Here is an 18,433-nt window from a genome sequence, read left to right on the forward strand (position 1 = left end):
TCACCACCGGGCACCGCCGCCGCACCACATCGGCAACTGCGCCGTCGCGCGGACCGCAACCACCGCGCCGTAGGGTGCGTGCTGCTGAACCTCGACGAGGAGGACCGCGACATGGCCGGTACCGCGCCGCACCCGGAGGCAATCGTCGGACCGATCCGGGACATCGCCCGCACGGTGGCCCAGCTCTCCCCGGCGACGCCGCACGCCGAGGCCCTGCTCGCCGCCGCGCTGGACGCGATGGAGCTGGATTCCAAGGTCGACTTCGGGGTCATCGCCGAGGTGGCCGCGCAGGCGGAGCGGATCGCCTCCGCCCTGGGCCGCGCCGACCTGCGGATGCGGGCCCGCCTGGTACGCGCCGAGGCACTGCTGTCCGAGGGCGACGCCCCGGCCTCGGGCCGGATCGCCCACGAGGCCCTGGACTGGGCCGTCGGGCACGGCCACGAGTACGTGCTGGCCCGCGGCCACCTCGCGGTGTCCAGCTTCCGCCTGCACCTCGGCGACCTGCCGGACGCGCTCGCCCACGCGGTGCAGTGCGTCACCCACACCGGCGAGGACGTGTCCGCCGCCGTCCGGGCGCGACACCTGTCCCATCTCGGGGTGACGCTGTGCGAGAGCGGATCGCTGGACGAGGCCCGGCGCCGCTTCCGCGACGGCCTGGACATCGCCACCGCGATCGGCGACGCCGACCTGTCCGTCCGCCTGCTCAACAATCTGGCGTACGCGGTCCTCAAGAGCGGCGACGCCACGGAGGCGCAACGCCTGGTGGCCGAGATGCGGACGATCTCCGCCCGGCGCGGCGCCCCGCTCAGCCCCGCGTACCTCGACACGATCGCCCGCGTCGAGCTGGTGCATCACCAGTACGACGAGGTCGAGGCGACCCTCGGCCCGATCCTGGACGGCCGGGCCGGGCCGGTCGACGATCTCTCCCTGGCCGAGTCCCTGCTGACCGTGGCGGAGGCGCGGCGCCTGCGCGGTGCGACCACGACCGCCCAGCAGGGCCTGGACCGGGCGCGCGAGGTCTGTGCCGGCAGCGACCTGCAGTCCGTGCGGGCCCGGATCCGCGAGGAGCAGGCCCAGCTGTTCGCGGCGACCGGCGACTACCACCGGGCGTACGAGGAGTACCGGCTGTTCCACGCCGAGACGCAGGCGCTGCAGTCGGCCCAGAGCGAGGCGCGCGCCCGGACCCTGCAGGCGGTCTTCGAGGCCGAGGAGGCGCGCCGGGAGAGCGAGCGGTTCCGCGAGATGGCCCAGCGTGACCCGCTGACCGGGCTGCACAACCGGCGCTATGTGGACGAACAACTGGAGCTGCTGCTGCGGCAGGCCGCCAACCGTGCCGCCCCGCTGTCGGCGGCGCTGATCGACCTGGACTACTTCAAGCGGATCAACGACAACCTGTCGCATGCCGCCGGCGACGCCGTGCTCCAGCGGATCGCCGAGCTGCTCTCCGGCGGCGCCGCCGACTCGTGGCTGGTCGCCCGCCTCGGCGGCGAGGAGTTCCTGCTGGTCCTGCCGGACACCGACCCCGGCACGGCGATGCGGCGCTGCGAGGAGGTACGCCAGGCGATCGCCGCCCACCCGTGGCAGCCGGTCACCGGGGCGCTGCCCGTCACCGCCAGCATCGGGGTCACCACGGTCGCGGATGCGGACATCACGCCGTCGGCCTTGCTGGCCCGGGCGGACCGCAACCTCTACGCGGCCAAACGCAGTGGCCGCAACCGGGTCGTGGCCGACCCGGCCTGACGAGGTATCGATAACCTTCTCATCCCGCTAGGCTGCGGCGGGGGTCGGCAGTCGACAGAGGAGGATTCTTGCGCAAGGCAGTCATTGCGGCGGCGGCACTATCGCTGGTCGCGCTGGGAGCGGCACCCGCGAACGCCGTGGACAAGGTCAACAGTAAGCGGCTGCGCGACGCCGTCACGGTCAACGGCATCCTCGGCCACGAGCGGGTGCTGCAGCGCATCGCCGGTCAGCACGGCGGCACCCGGGCCTCCGGCACGTCCGGGTACGCCGCCTCGGCCGCCTACGTCAGGGACACCCTCGCGGCGGCCGGCTACCGGGTGAGCGAGCAGGAGTTCACCTTCCCGTTCTTCCGCGAACTGGCCCCGCCGACCCTGGCCCAGCTCGCCCCGGCCCCGGCCGGATACGCGACCCGGACGTTCGACTTCTCCGGCAGCGGCGACGTCACCGGCACCGTCGTGCCCACCACGGACGTCCAGGTCCCGGCACCGGCCACCCCGGGGGTCACCTCGGGTTGCGAGGCGGCCGACTTCACCCCGGCGGGCGCCGCCCCGGCGGTCGCGCTGATCCAGCGCGGCAGTTGCACCTTCGGGACCAAGGTGAGCAACGCGGTGGCGGCCGGATACGACGCGGTGGTGATCTTCAACGAGGGTCAGCCGGGCCGGACCGACCTGCTCTCCGGTGACCTCGGCAAGGTGTTCGGGATCCCGGTCGTGGGGCTGAGCTACGCCGACGGCGCGGCGCTGGTCACCGCCACCCAGGCCGGCGCCGTGACGGCCCGGGTCACCACCTCGACCTTCGCCGACGAGACGGCCAAGACCAGCAACGTGTTCGCCGAGACGCCCGGCGGGGACCCGGACAAGGTTCTCGTGGTCGGCGCGCACCTCGACTCGGTGATCGAGGGACCGGGCATCAACGACAACGGCAGCGGCGTGGCCACCAACCTGGAGATCGCCGAACAGCTCGCCGCGCTGAAGGTCAGGCCCCGGCAGAAGATCCGTTTCGCGTTCTGGGGTGCCGAGGAGGCCGGGCTGCTGGGCTCGGAACACTACGTCGCGACGCTGCCCGGCGCCGACCTGGCGCGGATCTTCGCGAACCTGAACTTCGACATGCTCGGCTCGCCGAACTACGTGCGGTTCGTCTACGACGGCGACGGGTCACAGACCCCGGTGTCGGGCCCGCCCGGCTCCGGGGAGATCGAGCGGGTCTTCACGGACTACTTCGCGGGGCAGGGGCTGGCCACCGAGCCGCGGGAGTTCAACGGCCGCTCCGACTACGGCCCGTTCATCGCGGTGGGCATTCCGGCCGGTGGCATCTTCAGCGGCGCCGAGGGCAAGAAGACAGAGGCGCAGGCCACAGTGTACGGAGGAACCGCCGGTGCGGCGTACGACGCGTGTTACCACCAGGCGTGCGACACGATCAACAACCTGAACCCCAAGGCCCTGGCCGAACTCTCCGACGCCGCCGCCCACGCGGTCTACACCCTGGCGATGACCAGGACCGGCTTCTTCCCCGACGGCTCGCTGCGGGCGACGGCGGCCCGGTCGATGCCGAAGGCACGGCACGGCATGCATCCGGCCCGCTGACGGGATCGGTACGCGGGCAGCGCCGCCCTGCTTGGCGGCGCTGGTCACCGCCGCCGCGTCGATATCGGCTGGCACTGGGAGCACGGCTGCTCCTGAACCCCCCGTCAGGGCCGACGCCCCCGTCGGCCCTGACCGGGGCGCCGGTTTCGGATACGCTGCCCGGTATGTGCGGGACGGCGATCAAGTGAAGCTTCCCGCCACCGGTACGTTCTTGACCCGCCCGTCGACCATCGCGCCGCTGGCGGCGCTGGTCGCCCTCGTCCTGGTCTGGGGTCACCAGCTGGCGCCGGCGCTCGAGGTCGTCGTCGTGCTACTGCTGGCCGGAGCGGTGCTGGCGGCGGTGCATCACGCCGAGGTGGTGGCGCACCGGGTCGGTGAGCCGTACGGATCGCTGATCCTCGCCGTGGCCGTCACGGTGATCGAGGTCGGCCTGATCATCACGTTGATGGTCTCCGGCGGTCCCGGCACCGCGTCGCTGGCGCGCGACACCGTCTTCGCCGCCGTCATGATCACCTGCAACGGCATAGCGGGCCTGTCCCTGCTGGTCACCGCGCTGCGGCGCGGGGTGGCCGTGTTCAACCCCGAGGGCACCGGCGCCGCCCTGACGACGGTGATCACCCTGGCCACCCTCAGCCTGGTGCTGCCCACGTTCACCATGAGCAGTCCGGGTCCGCAGTTCAGCGGCGCCCAGCTGGTCTTCGCCGCCGTGAGCTCCCTGGTGCTGTACGTGCTGTTCGTCTTCGTGCAGAGCGTCCGCCACCGCGACTACTTCCTGCCGATCACCAGCACGGGCCGGCACACCACCGACGCGGCCGAGCCCGTCGAGGACGAGCACGCCGCCACCCCCACCGCGCGCGCCGCCCTGTCCAGCCTCCTGCTGCTGCTGACCGCACTGGTGGCGGTCGTCGGTCTGGCCAAGGTGGAATCCAAGACGATCGAGGAGGTGGTGGCCGGCGCCGGGCTGCCCCACACCGTCGTCGGCGTGGTCATCGCCCTGCTGATCCTGCTGCCGGAGACCATCGCCGCGGTCCGCAACGCCCGCCGCGACCGGGCCCAGATCAGCCTCAACCTCGCCCTCGGCTCCGCCATGGCCAGCATCGGGCTGACCATCCCGGCGATCGCCGTGGCCTCCATCTGGCTGGACGGCCCGCTGCTGCTCGGCCTCGGACCCACCGAGATCGTGCTGCTGGCGCTCACCGCCATCGCCGGGGTGCTGACCGTGATGCCCGGCCGCGCCACCGTGCTGCAGGCCACGGTGCACCTGACCATCTGCTCCGGTTACCTGTTCCTGGCCGCGAACCCGTGACCCCTGGCATGACCGAGCACGCCTGGCATGACCGAGCACGCCGAGGGCCACGAGGGCAGGCCGAAGGCGGCAGGGCACCCGGTCAGCGAGCCATGATCAACGGCGCCGGGCCGGCGGTGGGTGTGGAGCCGACCGCGTCGGCCGCCTCCAGGCTGAGGAACGCGTCGACCGCCTCCGGGTGGAACTGCACACCACGGCAGCGGCGCAGTTCCGTACGGGCATGCTCGCGCGACAGCCCCGGATGTCCCAGCCGGGGCGTGCGCATGACCGCCCAGGCGGCGCAGACCCCGGCCACCATGCTGGCGGGCACGGACGGTGCGGCGGCCCGTCCCTGCAGTGCCCCGATGACGGTGTGCGTCCACCGCTGGATCCGCAGCTCCAGCTCGTCCGGGTCGGCCGCGTCGCCGTCGCCCGCGACGGTCGGCTCGCCGTCGCGCGTGGGGTCGCCGACCACGACGCGGTTGCGCCCGGCGCGCTTGGCCCCGTACAGCGCGTTGTCGGCGGCCTTGACGACCTGGTCGGGGGAGACGGCGTGCGGCGGCAGGGCGGCGGCGCCGACGGACACGGTGACCCCGACGGCCGTGCGCCCGTCCACCCTGATGGGCGTGCTGCCGATCCGGTCCCGCAGGCGCTCGGCCAGGCAGTCCAGGCCGTCGGGCACGGTGCTGGTCACCAGTACGGCGAACTCCTCCCCGCCGTAGCGGGCGACCACGTCGGTGCCCCGGCAGGCGTCCTTGAGCCGGCGGGCGATCTCGACCAGGACCCGGTCACCGGCCGGGTGGCCGTACGTGTCGTTGATGGTTTTGAAATGGTCCACGTCGAGCAGCAGCAGCGCGAAGGAACTGCCGTGCCGCACGGCGCGCTCGCTCTCCACGCGCATGGTCTCGGAGAGGAATCGGCGGGTGTAGAGACCGGTGAGGCCGTCGGTGATGGCGATGCGGCGCTGCGCCGCGATGAGCCCCGCCATGCGGCCCAGGACGAGCAGGAACAGCACCGCCGAGGCGACCACGACCACCAGATCCGAGCTGTCCGTCTGGCGCAGGTTCTGCACGACCAGCATGGCCGGGGCGATCGCGGTGGCGGCTCCGAGCAGCATGACGCGGAACAGCGTCGCGCCCGAGCGTTCCTCGACCGGGTCGCTCAGGCGGCGCATCGAGGGGTGCAGGCCCGCCGCCCCGAGTGCGAGGTAGCCGAGCAGCCACACCGCGTCGGGCCAGCCGCCGTCGGTGAACGACCCGGCCAGGGTCAGCACGCCGTACGCGGCGTCGCCGAGCAGGGTCAGGCCGAGGAAGCCCAGCAGCAGGTGCTGCGCGGCCTGCCGCACACCGCCGCCGAGCAGCAGGCGGATGGCGGCGGCCAGCACGCACACGTCCATGACGGGGTACACGGTCGCGAGGAGCCGGTCCTGCGCGGAGACGCCCGGGACGGTGACCATGGGGGCGACGAGCAGCACCCACCACAGGACGGCGGCGCCGACCGCGACGATCGCGGTGTCGATCAGGGCAGCCGTGTTGCGCTTCGGGGCGCGCCGCCGGTTCAGCACCACCAGGGCCGCGCCGACGAAGACGTACTGCGCGAGATAGAGGACGTTCGCCAGCAGCGGGTAGCTGCTCTCGCCCTGGGCGGCGGCCAGGAAGTACGCGACGTCACCACCGCTGTACATCACCTGGCCGAGCGCGAGCAGCCACCAGATCGAACTCACCCGGGGCCGGTGCAGCCGGACCCCCACCGCCAGGGCGACGGCCGAACCTGCGCTGACCAGGCAGTAGAGGACCGCCCGGGCGGTGGCGTCGGTCTCCGGCGCCGCGAAGTAGCCGATGGCCGGCGGCACCGCCGCCAGCGACCAGGCGATCCACGCCCAGGATCGGGCCCGGGTCGGGGTCACCGCCGCGCGGTCGGGCCGATTGTTCTGACGTTTCACGGTGTCATTGCAACGCGCGTGCGTTTCCCCGCCGGTGTCCCCGGGTTGCCGCCCGGGAGCCCGGCGCTGAGGTGCGGACCACACGCCCGCCGGCTCGGGCGGCCGTCGCGGCGGCGGGGCAGCCCCGCGACGGCCGCCCCGGTCAGGGCCGCATTTCGTACGCCCCGCTGAGCGCCTCCACCTGGGCCCACACGCGGGCGGTGCGCTCCGCGTCTGGGACCGGGCGGCGCACGTGCGCCAGCGCCCAGGCGGCCTGCGCCTCGGTGGTCGCGGTCTTGCCGTGCAGTTCGGTCGCGCCCGCCGAGAAGTCCCGCACCAGCACGTCGAAGATCTCGTCGAGGACGTCGCCGTCGAGGCCGGTCAGCTCGGCCTGTTCCAGGATCAGCTGGCCGTAGACGATCAGGGCGAACAGCTGGCCGACCGCCAGCAGGAAGTCGAGGTCCTCCTGCTGGGCCGGGCTCGGAGCATCGCCGAGCAGCAGCGCACAGAATCCGTCGGCCTGTTCCCGGAAGCGGGCCACGTTCGGCACCGCGGCGTGCGCGTCGTACGCCGCCCGCCAGTCGTGGAACTGGATCGCGCCCAGGCCCCGGGCCGGGCCCTGCCGGAACAGGAACTCGTCGTCGGCGGCGTCGTGGCGGGTGGGCACCGGCGGGTAGGCGGCCGGGGCGAACAGGTAGTTCGCCATGAACTTCAGGATCAGCGCGAGGTTGACGTGCACCGTGCCCTCGAGCTTGGGCAGCCCGCGAATGTCGCGGGCGGCCTTGTCGAAGTAGGTGTCCGCCTCGAAGCCCTTGGCGGCGATGACGTCCCAGAGCAGGTCGATGACCTTCTCGCCCTCGGTGGTGACCTTCATCTTGGTCATCGGGTTGAACAGCAGGTACCGGCGGTCGTCGGGCCCGGCGCTGCGGAAGTAGTCGACGGCCCGGTCGCTGAACAGCTTCATCGCGACCAGGCGGGCGTACGCGTCGGTCAGCTCCCGCCGGACGTGCGGGAAGTCGGTGACCCGCTTGCCGTACAGGACGCGGTTGTGGGCGTGGGTGACCGCCTCGAACATCGCGTGCTCGCAGATGCCGATGGACGCGGTGCAGAGGTTGAACTTGCCGACGTTGACCGTGTTGAGCGCGGCGTCGAACGCGGCCTTGCCGGTGTGCAGCACGTCCTCGGCCCGGACCGGGTAGTCCTCCAGCCGGAACTCGCTGACGTACATCTGCGCGTTCACCACGTTCTTGACGAGGTGGTACGCGGGGTGGCGGCTGTCGGCGACGAAGAAGACGTACCCGTCCGGGCCCTCGACGTCGGCGCGGCGACCGAAGACCGAGACCAGGCCTGCGACGTTGCCGTTGCCGATGTAGTACTTGCCGCCGGTGGCGCGGAACCCGCCCTCGCCGGGCTGGCTGGGCATGCCCTCGCGGCCCTCGCTTCGCTCGGTGCACTCGGTCATGCCGTCCGGGGTGAGGATCATGTCGGTCGAGTAGATGTCGGCGCCGTGGCCGCGCTCGGACAGCCCGAACGCCATGACGTGCCCGTCGTCGAGCAGCCGCGCGGCGTGTGCCCGCGCCGCCGGGTTGGCGCTCTGCCACACCGGGCCGAGCCCCAGCACGGTGACCTGCCAGGTGTACCAGTAGCCGAGGCCGTAGAAGCCGAGGATCTCGCTGAGGGCGGCGTTGCGGGCGGTGTCCCACCGCTTGGCGGGGTTGCCGTCGCCGTCGGCCGCGGGGGTGAGGAACGTCGCGAACAGCCCCTCCTTGGCGGCGAAGTCGAGGAAGTCGCCGTACCAGGCCCGCTGGTTGTACGTCTCGACGAGGGCCTGCTTGCCGCGCGTCTCGAACCAGTCCACGGTGGCGCGCAGCAGGCGGCGGCTCTCGTCGTCGAGGTGGACCGGGTCGTAGGTACGCGGGTTGAGCAGCGGAGAGTCCGCCATGACAGCGTTCCCCTTCCTTCGGTGAGGGTGGTGTGGACGGTTCAGTGGTGCAGGTCGCGCAGGGTGGCCAGCACGTCGTCCAGCCAGGTGAGCACCATCCGCTCGTACGCGATGCCGCCGCGCAGCACGACGTGCTGCAGGGACTGCCCGACGTCGAGCGCGGCCGGGTCGGGGAAGTCGCGGGCTTCGCCCGCGAGGTAGCGGGCGAGGATGTCCTGGTGGGTCTTGCGGTAGCGCTCCACCTCGGTGATCAGCGCGGACCGCCCGGCGGCGCCGTCGAACGCGGCACCCCTGATCTTCACGGCCAGCTCGTGGCGGATGGCCTCGGGCTGGACCGGCTCGTGCAGCCAGGCGGTGAGGGCGCTGCGCCCGGCGGGCGCCACCCGGAAGGAGCGCTTGTCGGGGCGGCCCTCCTGACCGATCTGCTCGGCCGTGACCCAGCCGTCGGTCTCCATGCGCTTGAGCACGCGGTAGATCTGCTGGTGGGTGGCCGTCCAGAACCGGCCGATCGACCGCTCGAAACGCCTGGCCAGCTCGTAGCCGGAGCCGGGCTGCTCCAGCAACGAGACCAGGATCGCGTGTTCGAGGGCCATGCCCCGCATCTTGCTATGCAACTCGTTGCACAGCAAGACGCGGCGCCCGGCGACCCGAAACAGCGCCGCGCGGTACCACGGCGCAACCATCGACCTGGCAGAATGTTCGGCCGGCGCAGGGGAGGCACTGGGATGGCCGTATCGAGCGGATTCTCGACGCTGGTGGGGCGCGAGGCCGAATCGGCGGTGCTACGGGAGGCCCTTCGCCTGACCGGCAGCGCCGCCCAGGTCGTCGAGGTGGTGGGCGAACCGGGCATCGGCAAGACCCGGCTCATGGCCGAGCTTGCCGAGCAGGCCCGGCAGCAGGGCTGGCGGACCGTCACGGGCCGGGCCACCGAGTTCGAGCAGGATGTGCCGTTCGCGCCGCTGGTGGAGGCGCTCGACGACCACGCCCACCGCGCCGGCGCCGCGCCCGCCGACCTGCGACCCCTGGAGCGGGTGCTGCTGGCCGGGCCCGGGCTGGACGACAGCGCGGTCGAACGGTTCCGCTCCATGCGCGCCCTGCGTCAGGCGCTGGAGGAACTCGCCGCGCCGTCCGGCCTGGTGCTGCTGCTCGACGACGTGCACTGGGCCGACCCGTCGTCGGTCGACCTGCTGGAGTTCCTGCTGCGCCGCCCGCCGGTCGCCCGGATCCTGCTGGCGGTGGCGTACCGTCCGGCGCAGGTGCCGGCCCGGCTGGCCGCCGCCCTCGCGGCCGGGCAGTCCACCGTGCACCGGCTGCGGCTCGCGCCGCTGCGCGAACCCGACGTCGCCATGCTGCTCGGCAGCGGCGTGGGGGCGGCCCGGGTGCGACGGCTGCACCGGCTCAGCGGCGGCAACCCGCTGTACCTGGAGGCGCTGCGCCGGGCCGACGCCGGACCGGCCGCGACACCGCCGGCCGGCAGCGTCGACGCGGTCCCGGTGGACGGGCCGGAAACCAGCGCGGCGGTGGACACCGTCGAACTGCCGCCCGAGGTCCGCGCGGCCCTGCTGGCCGACCTCGCGGCCGTGGGCGAACTGGACCGCGCGGTCGCCGCCGCCGCGGCCGTCTGCGGGTACGAGATCGAGCCCGCCCTGCTGGCCGCCGTCGCCCAACTGCCCCCGCCCGCGACCCTGCGCAGCATCGACGCCCTGACCAGCCGGGATGTGCTGCAGCCGGTTGCGGGCACCGGCCAGTTCCGGTTCCGGCACCCCCTGGTGCGCCAGGTCGTGTACGCGTCCACCCCCGCCGGCTGGCGGCTCGGGGCGCACGCCCGCGCCGCGGCGTACCTCGCGTCGGTGGGCGCGCCGCCACGGGTACGGGCGCATCACGTGGCGCGCTCGGCGTCGGCGGGCGACACCGAAGCGGCGGACACGCTGGTGGCCGCCGCGCGCGCCGTCGGCGCCCAGGCGCCGGCCACGGCCGTGGCGTGGCTGCGCGCCGCCCTGCGGCTGCTGCCCGCCACCGCGCCGTCCGAGCACGGCGACCTGCTCATGTACCTCGCCGGTCGGCAGGCCGCGGGCGGCCGGCTGGACGACGCGCGGGCCACCATGGGCACCGTGCTGGACCAGTTGCCCGCCGGGCACCCACGGCGGGCGGACGCCGTGGCCTGGACCGCCACGCTGCTGCGGCTGCTCGGGCAGACCGACGAGGCGCGGCTGCTGCTGGCCGACGAACTGGCCCGGCTGCCCGAACGCGGTGCCCCCGACGCGCTGCACCTGTGCCTGCAACTCGCCACCTACGCCGTCATGCGGGGCCGGCTGCGCGAGGCGGGGGAGCTGCTGCACCGGGTGATCGAGCACGGCCCCGGCACCGCCCCGGCACGCATCGCCGCCGCCCTGCAACAGATGACCGGGTACGGCACGCCCGGCGACGCCGCGCCGGGGCAACTCATCGACACCCTCGCCGACGAGGACATCGCCCGGCACATCGACCTCTTCGCGTGGCTGTGCTGGAGCGCCCTCTATCTCGACGGTCCGCACGAGTCGCTGCGCCGGCTACACCGGTGCCGCCGGGTCGCGGTGGCCGCCGGGCACGGCTACGTCCTGCCGTACCTGCTCTCGGCGCAGGCGTTCGCGCAGGCGCGGCTCGCGCGGATCGGTGCCGCCCGGCACACCGCGGAGGAGGCCACCACGATCGCCCGGCTGCTCGGCGCGGACGAACCGCTGGCGCTGGCGCTGCTCACCGAGTGCTGGCTGCTGCGGTGCGCCGGGGCGTACGAGGAGGCGGTCGCGGTGGGCGAGCAGGCCGTCGCCGCCGCGACGTCGAGCCGGGTCTGGCTGGCCACGGCCCGCGCGATGCTGGCGTTCGCCCGGATCGCCGCGGGTGACGTGGCGGGCGGGCGCGACGCGATGGTGACGGCCGGAGGCGGGCCGCAGTTGCCCGACCTGTACCCGCACAACCGGCTCATGGCGTGTTCGGTGCTGGCCGAGTCCGCCGCCGCCCGGGGCCTTCCCGCCGAGGCGGCGCGCTGGGCCGACCTGGCCGAGCAGGTCGCCGACCCGGGTCGCGACGTGGGCCGTGGCCTGGCCGCGCTGACCCGGGCGTACGCGCGCGCCGCGGCGGAACCCGCCGCCGCGGCCCAGCAGGCCGCCACGGCGGCGTCCGTGCTGGTGGACGCCGAGCTGCTGATGGAGGCGGGCCGCGCCTGGATGCTGGCCGCCGCCTGTCACGGCCGGGCCGGTGACCTGTCCACCGCCCGCCGCGGCATCGAGCAGGCGCTGGCCATCTACGCCGACGACGCGGCGGCCGGCCCGCGGCGCGAGGCGTTGGCCCTGCGCCACGAGCTCGGCCTGGACGGCGACTCCGCGTCCGGCGTCGAACTGACCGCTCAGGAGGCCCGGATCGCGGAGCTGATCGCCGCGGGCCGCTCCGACGTCGAGATCGCCAACCAGTTGTTCCTCAGTGTCCGGACGGTGCGGACCCACGTGACGGAGATCTGCGAGAAGGTCGGCGGCCCGGATCGGGCCACCGCCGCCAGCCGCCTGGCGCGCATCCTGCCGCCACGCTGACCGGCCCGCCCCGGCCGGATCCGGCTCAGACCCGGCACTGCCAGGAGTGCGGGTCCAGGAAGTTCGCGAAGCGGTCGATCGTCGCGTACCCGAAGGTGGTCTCCCGGCAGGCGGACAGCACGTCGATGCCCGCGTAGACCGGGTCGGTCCCGCCGGTGACGCAGCGCCAGCTGTAGGCGTCGGCGCCGACCAGCGCCGCGCCGTCGGCCCCGGTGGTGCGGCAGTACCGGTCGAAGTCCGGGGTGACGATGTCGTCGCGGACCCGCCAGCACCGCACGCTGCCCGCACGCCAGAAGTCGCCGATGCGGTCCACGGCCTCGCCGATGCCGTAGGTCCAGCGGCAGGCGCCGTCCAGGGTCAGGTCGGCGTAGCGCTGGTCGGCGGTGCGGCAGTGCCAGTCGTAGGCGGAGCGGCCGAGGGCGATGGCGTCGGCGTAGCCCAGCGAGCGGCAGTAGCCGCCCAGGTCGGGAGCGCCGAGCTCGCGCGGCGGCGGCGGGGAGGCGGCGGCCGGTCCGGCCACCGCGCCGATGCCGGCGGCGACGACCAGGACCAGCAGGGTACGCACGACGGTGCGCAGCGGTGTCATCGGCGGATTACCGCGCGACCGGGAACCGGTAGTTCGCGCCGTACCGGGAGTCGTACTCCCGGCAGCCCGCGCGGTCACCGGAGACGAACCACAGCTCGACCTCGTGCGCGTCGGCGGCCAGCGGGACGGACGCCAGGACCTTGGCCTGCTTGCGGTTGCTGTCGAGCTGGGTGACCGGCTGGCGCTGCACCGTTCCGCCGTCGACCCGGTACTCCACGTTGATGCTCCACGCGTCGCCGCCCGCGTACTGGGCGCGGCAGGTGGGCAGGCGGGCCGGGTCGTAGTCCACCAGCACGGTGCTGTTCGCGACGATGGCGCCCTCGACCGTGGTGATCCAGTCGGGAAGGAACCGGACCAGCGGCGCGGTGACGGTCGCGGCCACGGGGCCGTCCGGGGCGGCGGCCGCCGGCGCGGCGGGCACCAGCACCGTCGCGGCCACGGCCAGCAGGCTGACGCCCGCGCGGGTACGGGTCCGGCTCGGACGGGTGGTGGGGCTGGACGTGGATGGCATGGCGGGCCTCTCCGGATCGACAGCGTTCGGTACGACATCAGCCTGCAAGTTCTTGCAATGCCGGTCAATCCCATGCAATGGACGTGGCCGCCCAGGTAAACCATCCATCCGCAGGTGGGGCCGGATAACCCCAGCCACCAGCGACTCGGCGGTTGTGTGACTAATCACCGCCGGCCATGAAACTTCTTGCAGAGACGGTTGGATGCCTCGCCGGTGCGGCAGGATGGCGCCATGCATCGCGTCCTCGTCGCGGGCCCGGCCTCGTGGAACGTACTCATCCACGTGGCGGACCTGCCGGCCCCGCAGCCGCACACCCTGTTCGCCGAGTGGCACCACGACACGCTCGGCGGCACCTCGGCCGGCAAGGCCCTCAACCTCGCCCGGCTGGGGGTGCACGTCACCCTGCAGACCCTCGTCGGCGCCGACGACGAGGGCCGGCGCATCACCGCCGAGCTGAGCGGACACGGCATCGACGTCCGGGCCGTCCCGAGCGGCAACGGCTCCGAGCGGCACGTCAACCTGATGGACCGGCTGGGCCGGCGGCTCTCGGTGTACCTGACCCTGCCCGGGCCCGCCCACGAGGTCACGGTGGCGCCCGGCCTGATCGAGGACGCCGACGCGGTCGTCGCCGACCTCGCCGACCACGCCCGTCCCGTGCTGCGGGCGGCCCGCCGCGCGGGCAAGCCGATCTGGTGCGACCTGCACGACTACGACGGCACCAGCGAGTTCCACCGCGAGTTCCGCGACGCCGCCGACTACCTGTTCCTCAGCGGGGAACGCCTGGACGACCCGGAGGCGTTTCTGCGCGCCCGCGCCGCCGCCGGCGCGACCGTGGTCGTCTGCACCCAGGGCGCCGACGGCGCGATCGCCTGCACGCGGGACGGGTCGATCGTCCGGGTGCCCGCCACCCCGGCCGGCGACGTGGTCGACACCAACGGCGCCGGCGACGCGTTCTTCGCTGGATTCCTCGCCGCCCACCTCGGCGGCGCGCCGCTGGCCGAGTGCCTGCGCCAGGCGTCACGAGCCGGCGCGACCGCCGTACGCAGCCGCGAACTCGCCGCCGCGACGCTCACCCCCGCACTGCTGCGCGCCGACACGCCGCTGACCTGAGCGGCGCGCCGGCGCGCGACATGGCCCTCAGCCGAGCAGCTTCGCCTTCTGGGCGTTGAACTCGTCCTCGGTGAGCACACCCTGATCCCGCAGCTGGCCCAGCTGCTTGAGCTGCTCGATCACGTCGACCTGCGGGCTCGCCGCGGGCGGCGGGGCCTGCTGCTGGTACTGCTGCTGGTACGGCTGTTGGGCCGCCATCTGCTGTTGGTACGCCGCCGTGCGGTCGGCGTAGATCCCGGCGTCCCGCTCGGCGAACTTCTCGGCCTGGTGGCGCTGGACCCGGCCGGCGACCGCGCTGGCCGTACCGGCCACCACCGCCGTGCGGGCGATCCCTCGCAACAGTCCTGGCATGGTTTCCTCCGTGCTCGTCAGGGTCAGCGGATAGCTTCCAGCTGTTCGAGCGCATCCACCACGGCCGTCGCGGGGATCCGCTGGCTGGCGACCACCTCGCCGCCGGCGTCCAGCGCGGCGCTGACGAACGGGGCGGCCCAGGTGTTCTCGAACACGATCATCGCGGCCGTCGTGCCGGGCTGCATCACCGCGACCGCCTGCGCCAGGTCGTCGTCGCCGATGAGGCCCGACTGGGCGCCCGCGAACGCGGTGAAGCCCGCGGCGCCGGCCGAGGTCACATCCGTCAGATCCACCCCGGAGTACGAGCCGTCGAGTCCCTTGCGGATCACCGTGAGGTCGTACAGATGGATGATGTCCCGTTCGATGAGGTCCATCAGAGCCTCGGCACACGCCGTGGTGTCGGCGTCGCCGGGAAACTCCAACAGCACGAAATCGATCGGCCCGATGGCGGCCTGATCCGGCATGACTGTCTCACCTTCCCGTGGTCACCTCGCTGGTGCGGCCAACGCTAGACCCGGACGGATGCCTGGAAATCACCCTCCACGGATTACTTCGCCGGTCACGCCGCCACGCGGTCGCGCCCGGCGCGCTTGGCCCGGTTCAGGTTCGTGCCGGCGGCGAGGACGGTGTACTCGTCACCCGCGTACCGGAGGGGGGTGTCGATGTCGCGGCGGAGCCTGGCCAGGGCCAGCGCGCTATTCCGGTTGCCGGTACGCGGCCGGGTCGCCGATAGTGCTGACGTGCTGATTCGACGCGAAACACCCGCTGACGCGGCAACGGTGCGCGAGGTGACGTCCCGCGCGTTCGCCCGGCCGGACCGGCCGGTCCCGGTCGAGACGGTCCTGCTCGACGAGTTGCGGGGCGATCCGGCGTGGCTGCCGGCCCTGTCGCTGGTCGCCGTCGACGCGGGCGGCGTTGTGGTCGGGCACGTCGTGGCGACCCGCGCCCACGTGGGGCCGGCACCGGCGCTGGGTCTGGGCCCGCTGAGCGTGCACCCCGACCACCAGCGGCGCGGCGTCGGCAGCGCACTGATGCACGCGGCACTGGGCGCCGCGGACGCCCTGGACGAGCCGCTGGTCGTCCTGCTCGGTGACCCCGCGTACTACGGGCGGTTCGGGTTCGTACCCGCCGCCGAGCACGGCATCGAACCGCCGGTCGCCGACTGGCGGCCGTACTTCCAGGTGCGCACGCTGAGCGCGTACGACCCGGGAGTGCGGGGGGCGTTCGCGTACGCGGAACCGTTCGCCCGGGTGTGACCTGACCGTCGGGGTGGTCAGTGGGGGCCGACGGCGCTGACCCGTACGGCCGCGGCACCGGCGGCGTCGCTGGCCTCCAGGTCCACCTCGGCGTCGATGCCCCAGTCGTGGTCGCCGTCGGGGTCGTCGAAGACCTGCCGGACGCGCCAGGTCTGCGGCCCGGCGTCGATGTGCAGCAGCGCCGGGCCGCGCGCGGCCGGTCCGGTGCCGATCTCGTCGTACTCGGCGAAGTAGTCGTCGAGGGCCTCGGCCCACCGTTCCGCGCTCCAGCCCGCCTCCCCGTCGAGTTCGCCCAGCTCGGCGTGGCGGCGCAGCGCGGCCAGCTCGACCCTTCGGAACAGGGCGTTGCGCACCAGCACCCGGAACGCGCGGGTGTTGCGGGTGACCGCGGGGGGCTTGTCGTCGAGCCGCGCCTCGACCGGCTCGGCGCCGGGGTTGCGCAGCCGCTCCCACTCGTCGAGCAGGCTGGAGTCGACCTGGCGGACCAGTTCGCCGAGCCACTCGATGAGGTCGGTGAGTTCCTCGGTACGGGCGTCCTCGGGCACGGTCTGCCGCAGCGCCCGGTACGCGTCGGCCAGGTAGCGCAGCACGAGGCCCTCGGAGCGGGACAGCCCGTAGAAGCCGACGTACTCGGTGAAGGTCATGGCCCGCTCGTACATGTCGCGCACGACGCTCTTGGGGCGCAGCTCGTGGTCGGCCACCCACGGGTGCCCGCGCCGGTACGTCTCGTACGCCGCCTCCAGCAGTTCGCGCAGCGGCTGCGGGTGGGTGACCTCCTCGAGCAGTTCCATGCGCTGCTCGTACTCGATCCCGTCGGCCTTCATCGCGTTGACGGCCTCGCCGCGGGCCCGCTGCCGCTGCGCGGAGATCACCTGGCGGGGGTCCTCCAGGGTGGACTCGATGACGCTGACCACGTCCAGCGGGTAGTCCGGCGACTCGCGGTCCAGCAGTTCGAGGCTGGCCAGGGCGAACGGCGACAGCGCCTGGTTGAGCGCGAAGTCCAGTTGCAGGTCGTCGACGAGCCGGAACGTGCCGTCGGCGCGTTCGATGACGCCACCGGCCAGCAGGGCCCGGGCGATCGCGACGGCGCGCCGGATGTGGCGGCGCTGCGCGGCGGGCTCCTCGTGGTTGTCCGTGAGCAGGTGCCGCATGGCCGCGAACGGGTCCCCGCCGCGCGCCAGCACGTTGAGCAGCATCGCGTGGCTGACGTGGAACGACGAGGTCAGCGGCTCCGGGTCGGCGGTGACCAGCCGGTCGAAGGTGGGCTGTCCCCAGCCGATGGTGCCCTCGGGCGGCTTCTTGCGGACCACCTTGCGCCGCTTCTTCGGGTCGTCGCCGGCCTTGGCGAGGGCCCGTTCGTTGTCGATGACGTGCTCGGGGGCCTGCACGATCACGGTGCCGACGGTGTCGAACCCGGCCCGCCCGGCGCGCCCCGCGATCTGGTGGAACTCGCGTGCCTTGAGCAGCCGCGTCTTCACCCCGTCGTATTTGGACAGACCGGTGAACAGCACCGTACGGATGGGCACGTTGATGCCGACGCCGAGGGTGTCCGTGCCGCAGATGACCTTGAGTAGTCCGGCCTGGGCGAGGGTTTCCACCAGCCGCCGGTACTTGGGCAGCATGCCGGCGTGGTGCACGCCGATGCCGTGGCGCACGAGCCGGCTGAGCGTACGCCCGAACCCGGCGGTGAACCGGAAGTTGCCGATGGCCGCCGCGATGGCGTCCTTCTCGGCGCGGGTGCACATGTTGATGCTCATCAGGGACTGGGCCCGTTCCAGCGCGGCGGCCTGGGTGAAGTGCACGATGTACACGGGCGACTGGCGGGTGCTCAGCAGCTCCTCGATGGTCTCGTGCATCGGGGTCATCGCGTACGAGAACAGCAGCGGCACCGGCCGCTCGGCGTTGCTGACCACGGCGGTGGCGCGGCCGGTGCGCCGGGTCAGGTCGTCGACGAAGCGGGTGACGTCGCCGAGGGTGGCGGACATCAGCAGGAACTGGGCCTGCGGCAGTTCGATGAGCGGCACCTGCCACGCCCAGCCACGGTCCGGCTCGGCGTAGAAGTGGAACTCGTCCATGACGACCTGGCCGACGTCGGCGCCGGAGCCCTCACGCAGCGCCAGGTTGGCCAGCACCTCGGCGGTGCAGCAGATGATCGGCGCGTCGGCGTTGACGCTGGCGTCGCCGGTGAGCATGCCGACGTGCTTGGCGCCGAAGATCGCGCAGAGGGCGAAGAACTTCTCGCTGACCAGCGCCTTGATCGGCGCGGTGTAGAAGGTGGTGCGGCCGTCGGCCAGCGCGGCGAAGTGGGCGCCGGTGGCGACCAGGCTCTTGCCGGATCCGGTGGGGGTGTTGAGGATGACGTTGGCGCCGGTGGCGATCTCGATGAGCGCCTCCTCCTGATGCGGGTAGAGCGTCAGGCCCTGCCCGTTCACCCAGTCGCCGAAGGCGGTGAAGACGGAGTCGGGATCGGCGGTGCCGGGCAGGCGGTCGGTCAGCGTCATGATTGCCTCAGCCTATCGAGGTCGGCCCGGGACCCATTGACCTGGACCGGGCTGAGCGAAGCGACCCGGACAGCGCTGTGGCCG

At 73.2% G+C, this 18,433-nt stretch carries 14 protein-coding genes; 6 read left to right on the forward strand and 8 right to left on the reverse strand.

Annotation, left to right across the window (positions count from 1 at the left end):
- Positions 1–78 precede the first annotated feature (78 nt).
- From EV385_RS30710 to EV385_RS30720, 3 genes are all read left to right on the forward strand, one after another.
- On the forward strand, positions 79–1,740 hold the full coding sequence (locus tag EV385_RS30710; RefSeq protein WP_130512611.1) for a GGDEF domain-containing protein: 1,662 nt from the start codon (positions 79–81) through the stop codon (positions 1,738–1,740).
- Between the two features lie 68 nt (positions 1,741–1,808).
- Positions 1,809–3,323, forward strand: coding sequence for a M28 family metallopeptidase (locus EV385_RS30715; RefSeq protein WP_130512612.1), 1,515 nt, complete (start codon positions 1,809–1,811; stop codon positions 3,321–3,323).
- A 184-nt stretch (positions 3,324–3,507) separates the two neighbouring features.
- On the forward strand, positions 3,508–4,629 hold the full coding sequence (locus tag EV385_RS30720; RefSeq protein ID WP_207230020.1) for a calcium:cation antiporter: 1,122 nt from the start codon (positions 3,508–3,510) through the stop codon (positions 4,627–4,629).
- An 82-nt stretch (positions 4,630–4,711) separates the two neighbouring features.
- On the opposite strand, the gene EV385_RS30725 is transcribed toward EV385_RS30720, so the two are convergent.
- From EV385_RS30725 to EV385_RS30735, 3 genes are all read right to left on the reverse strand, one after another.
- Positions 4,712–6,550 (reverse strand): GGDEF domain-containing protein, encoded by a 1,839-nt coding sequence (locus tag EV385_RS30725; protein ID WP_130512613.1) that lies wholly within the window; start codon positions 6,548–6,550, stop codon positions 4,712–4,714.
- Between the two features lie 142 nt (positions 6,551–6,692).
- Positions 6,693–8,471: an acyl-CoA dehydrogenase family protein gene (locus EV385_RS30730; protein ID WP_130512614.1), complete on the reverse strand. Its 1,779-nt coding sequence runs from the start codon at positions 8,469–8,471 to the stop codon at positions 6,693–6,695.
- Positions 8,472–8,512: 41 nt separating this feature from the next.
- Positions 8,513–9,064 carry a PadR family transcriptional regulator gene (locus EV385_RS30735; protein ID WP_130512615.1) on the reverse strand — a complete coding sequence of 184 codons (552 nt, stop codon included), beginning with the start codon at positions 9,062–9,064 and terminating at the stop codon, positions 8,513–8,515.
- Positions 9,065–9,196: 132 nt separating this feature from the next.
- Between EV385_RS30735 and EV385_RS30740 the strand changes: the two genes are divergently transcribed.
- Positions 9,197–12,034 (forward strand): ATP-binding protein, encoded by a 2,838-nt coding sequence (locus EV385_RS30740; protein WP_165449664.1) that lies wholly within the window; start codon positions 9,197–9,199, stop codon positions 12,032–12,034.
- Between the two features lie 25 nt (positions 12,035–12,059).
- Here EV385_RS30740 and EV385_RS30745 read toward each other — a convergent pair whose 3' ends face one another.
- Together EV385_RS30745 and EV385_RS30750 are read right to left on the reverse strand one after the other, a co-directional pair.
- Positions 12,060–12,620: a hypothetical protein gene (locus tag EV385_RS30745; RefSeq protein ID WP_130512617.1), complete on the reverse strand. Its 561-nt coding sequence runs from the start codon at positions 12,618–12,620 to the stop codon at positions 12,060–12,062.
- Positions 12,621–12,627: 7 nt separating this feature from the next.
- On the reverse strand, positions 12,628–13,131 hold the full coding sequence (locus EV385_RS30750; protein WP_130512618.1) for a DUF6209 family protein: 504 nt from the start codon (positions 13,129–13,131) through the stop codon (positions 12,628–12,630).
- 231 nt (positions 13,132–13,362) lie between these two features.
- On the opposite strand from EV385_RS30750, the gene EV385_RS30755 reads away from it, so the two are divergent.
- Positions 13,363–14,241: a carbohydrate kinase family protein gene (locus EV385_RS30755; RefSeq protein ID WP_130512619.1), complete on the forward strand. Its 879-nt coding sequence runs from the start codon at positions 13,363–13,365 to the stop codon at positions 14,239–14,241.
- Between the two features lie 27 nt (positions 14,242–14,268).
- Here the strand turns inward: EV385_RS30755 and EV385_RS30760 are convergent, their stop codons facing one another.
- Entirely contained in the window at positions 14,269–14,592 is a 324-nt protein-coding gene (locus tag EV385_RS30760; protein ID WP_130512620.1) for an SHOCT domain-containing protein, read from the reverse strand.
- 23 nt (positions 14,593–14,615) lie between these two features.
- Positions 14,616–15,056: a DUF6325 family protein gene (locus EV385_RS30765; protein WP_130512621.1), complete on the reverse strand. Its 441-nt coding sequence runs from the start codon at positions 15,054–15,056 to the stop codon at positions 14,616–14,618.
- A 276-nt stretch (positions 15,057–15,332) separates the two neighbouring features.
- Between EV385_RS30765 and EV385_RS30770 the strand changes: the two genes are divergently transcribed.
- The gene (locus EV385_RS30770) at positions 15,333–15,848 is read left to right on the forward strand and encodes a GNAT family N-acetyltransferase (RefSeq protein ID WP_130512622.1); all 516 of its coding nucleotides are present in this window, start codon (positions 15,333–15,335) and stop codon (positions 15,846–15,848) included.
- Positions 15,849–15,865: 17 nt separating this feature from the next.
- Here the strand turns inward: EV385_RS30770 and EV385_RS30775 are convergent, their stop codons facing one another.
- Positions 15,866–18,349, reverse strand: a complete 2,484-nt coding sequence (locus tag EV385_RS30775) for a DEAD/DEAH box helicase (protein WP_130512623.1) — start codon at positions 18,347–18,349, stop codon at positions 15,866–15,868.
- Between the last annotated feature and the right edge of the window lie 84 nt (positions 18,350–18,433).

Origin of the sequence: Krasilnikovia cinnamomea (assembly GCF_004217545.1) — a bacterium.
Taxonomy (GTDB): domain Bacteria; phylum Actinomycetota; class Actinomycetes; order Mycobacteriales; family Micromonosporaceae; genus Actinoplanes; species Actinoplanes cinnamomeus.

Coding starts and splice junctions, on each gene's coding strand:
- EV385_RS30730 (WP_130512614.1), bottom strand. CDS start 8,471: ATGGCGGACTCTCCGCTGCTCAACCCGCGTACCTACGACCCGGTCCAC.
- EV385_RS30735 (WP_130512615.1), bottom strand. CDS start 9,064: ATGGCCCTCGAACACGCGATCCTGGTCTCGTTGCTGGAGCAGCCCGGC.
- EV385_RS30740 (WP_165449664.1), top strand. CDS start 9,197: ATGGCCGTATCGAGCGGATTCTCGACGCTGGTGGGGCGCGAGGCCGAA.
- EV385_RS30745 (WP_130512617.1), bottom strand. CDS start 12,620: ATGACACCGCTGCGCACCGTCGTGCGTACCCTGCTGGTCCTGGTCGTC.
- EV385_RS30750 (WP_130512618.1), bottom strand. CDS start 13,131: ATGCCATCCACGTCCAGCCCCACCACCCGTCCGAGCCGGACCCGTACC.
- EV385_RS30755 (WP_130512619.1), top strand. CDS start 13,363: ATGCATCGCGTCCTCGTCGCGGGCCCGGCCTCGTGGAACGTACTCATC.
- EV385_RS30760 (WP_130512620.1), bottom strand. CDS start 14,592: ATGCCAGGACTGTTGCGAGGGATCGCCCGCACGGCGGTGGTGGCCGGT.
- EV385_RS30765 (WP_130512621.1), bottom strand. CDS start 15,056: ATGCCGGATCAGGCCGCCATCGGGCCGATCGATTTCGTGCTGTTGGAG.
- EV385_RS30775 (WP_130512623.1), bottom strand. CDS start 18,349: ATGACGCTGACCGACCGCCTGCCCGGCACCGCCGATCCCGACTCCGTC.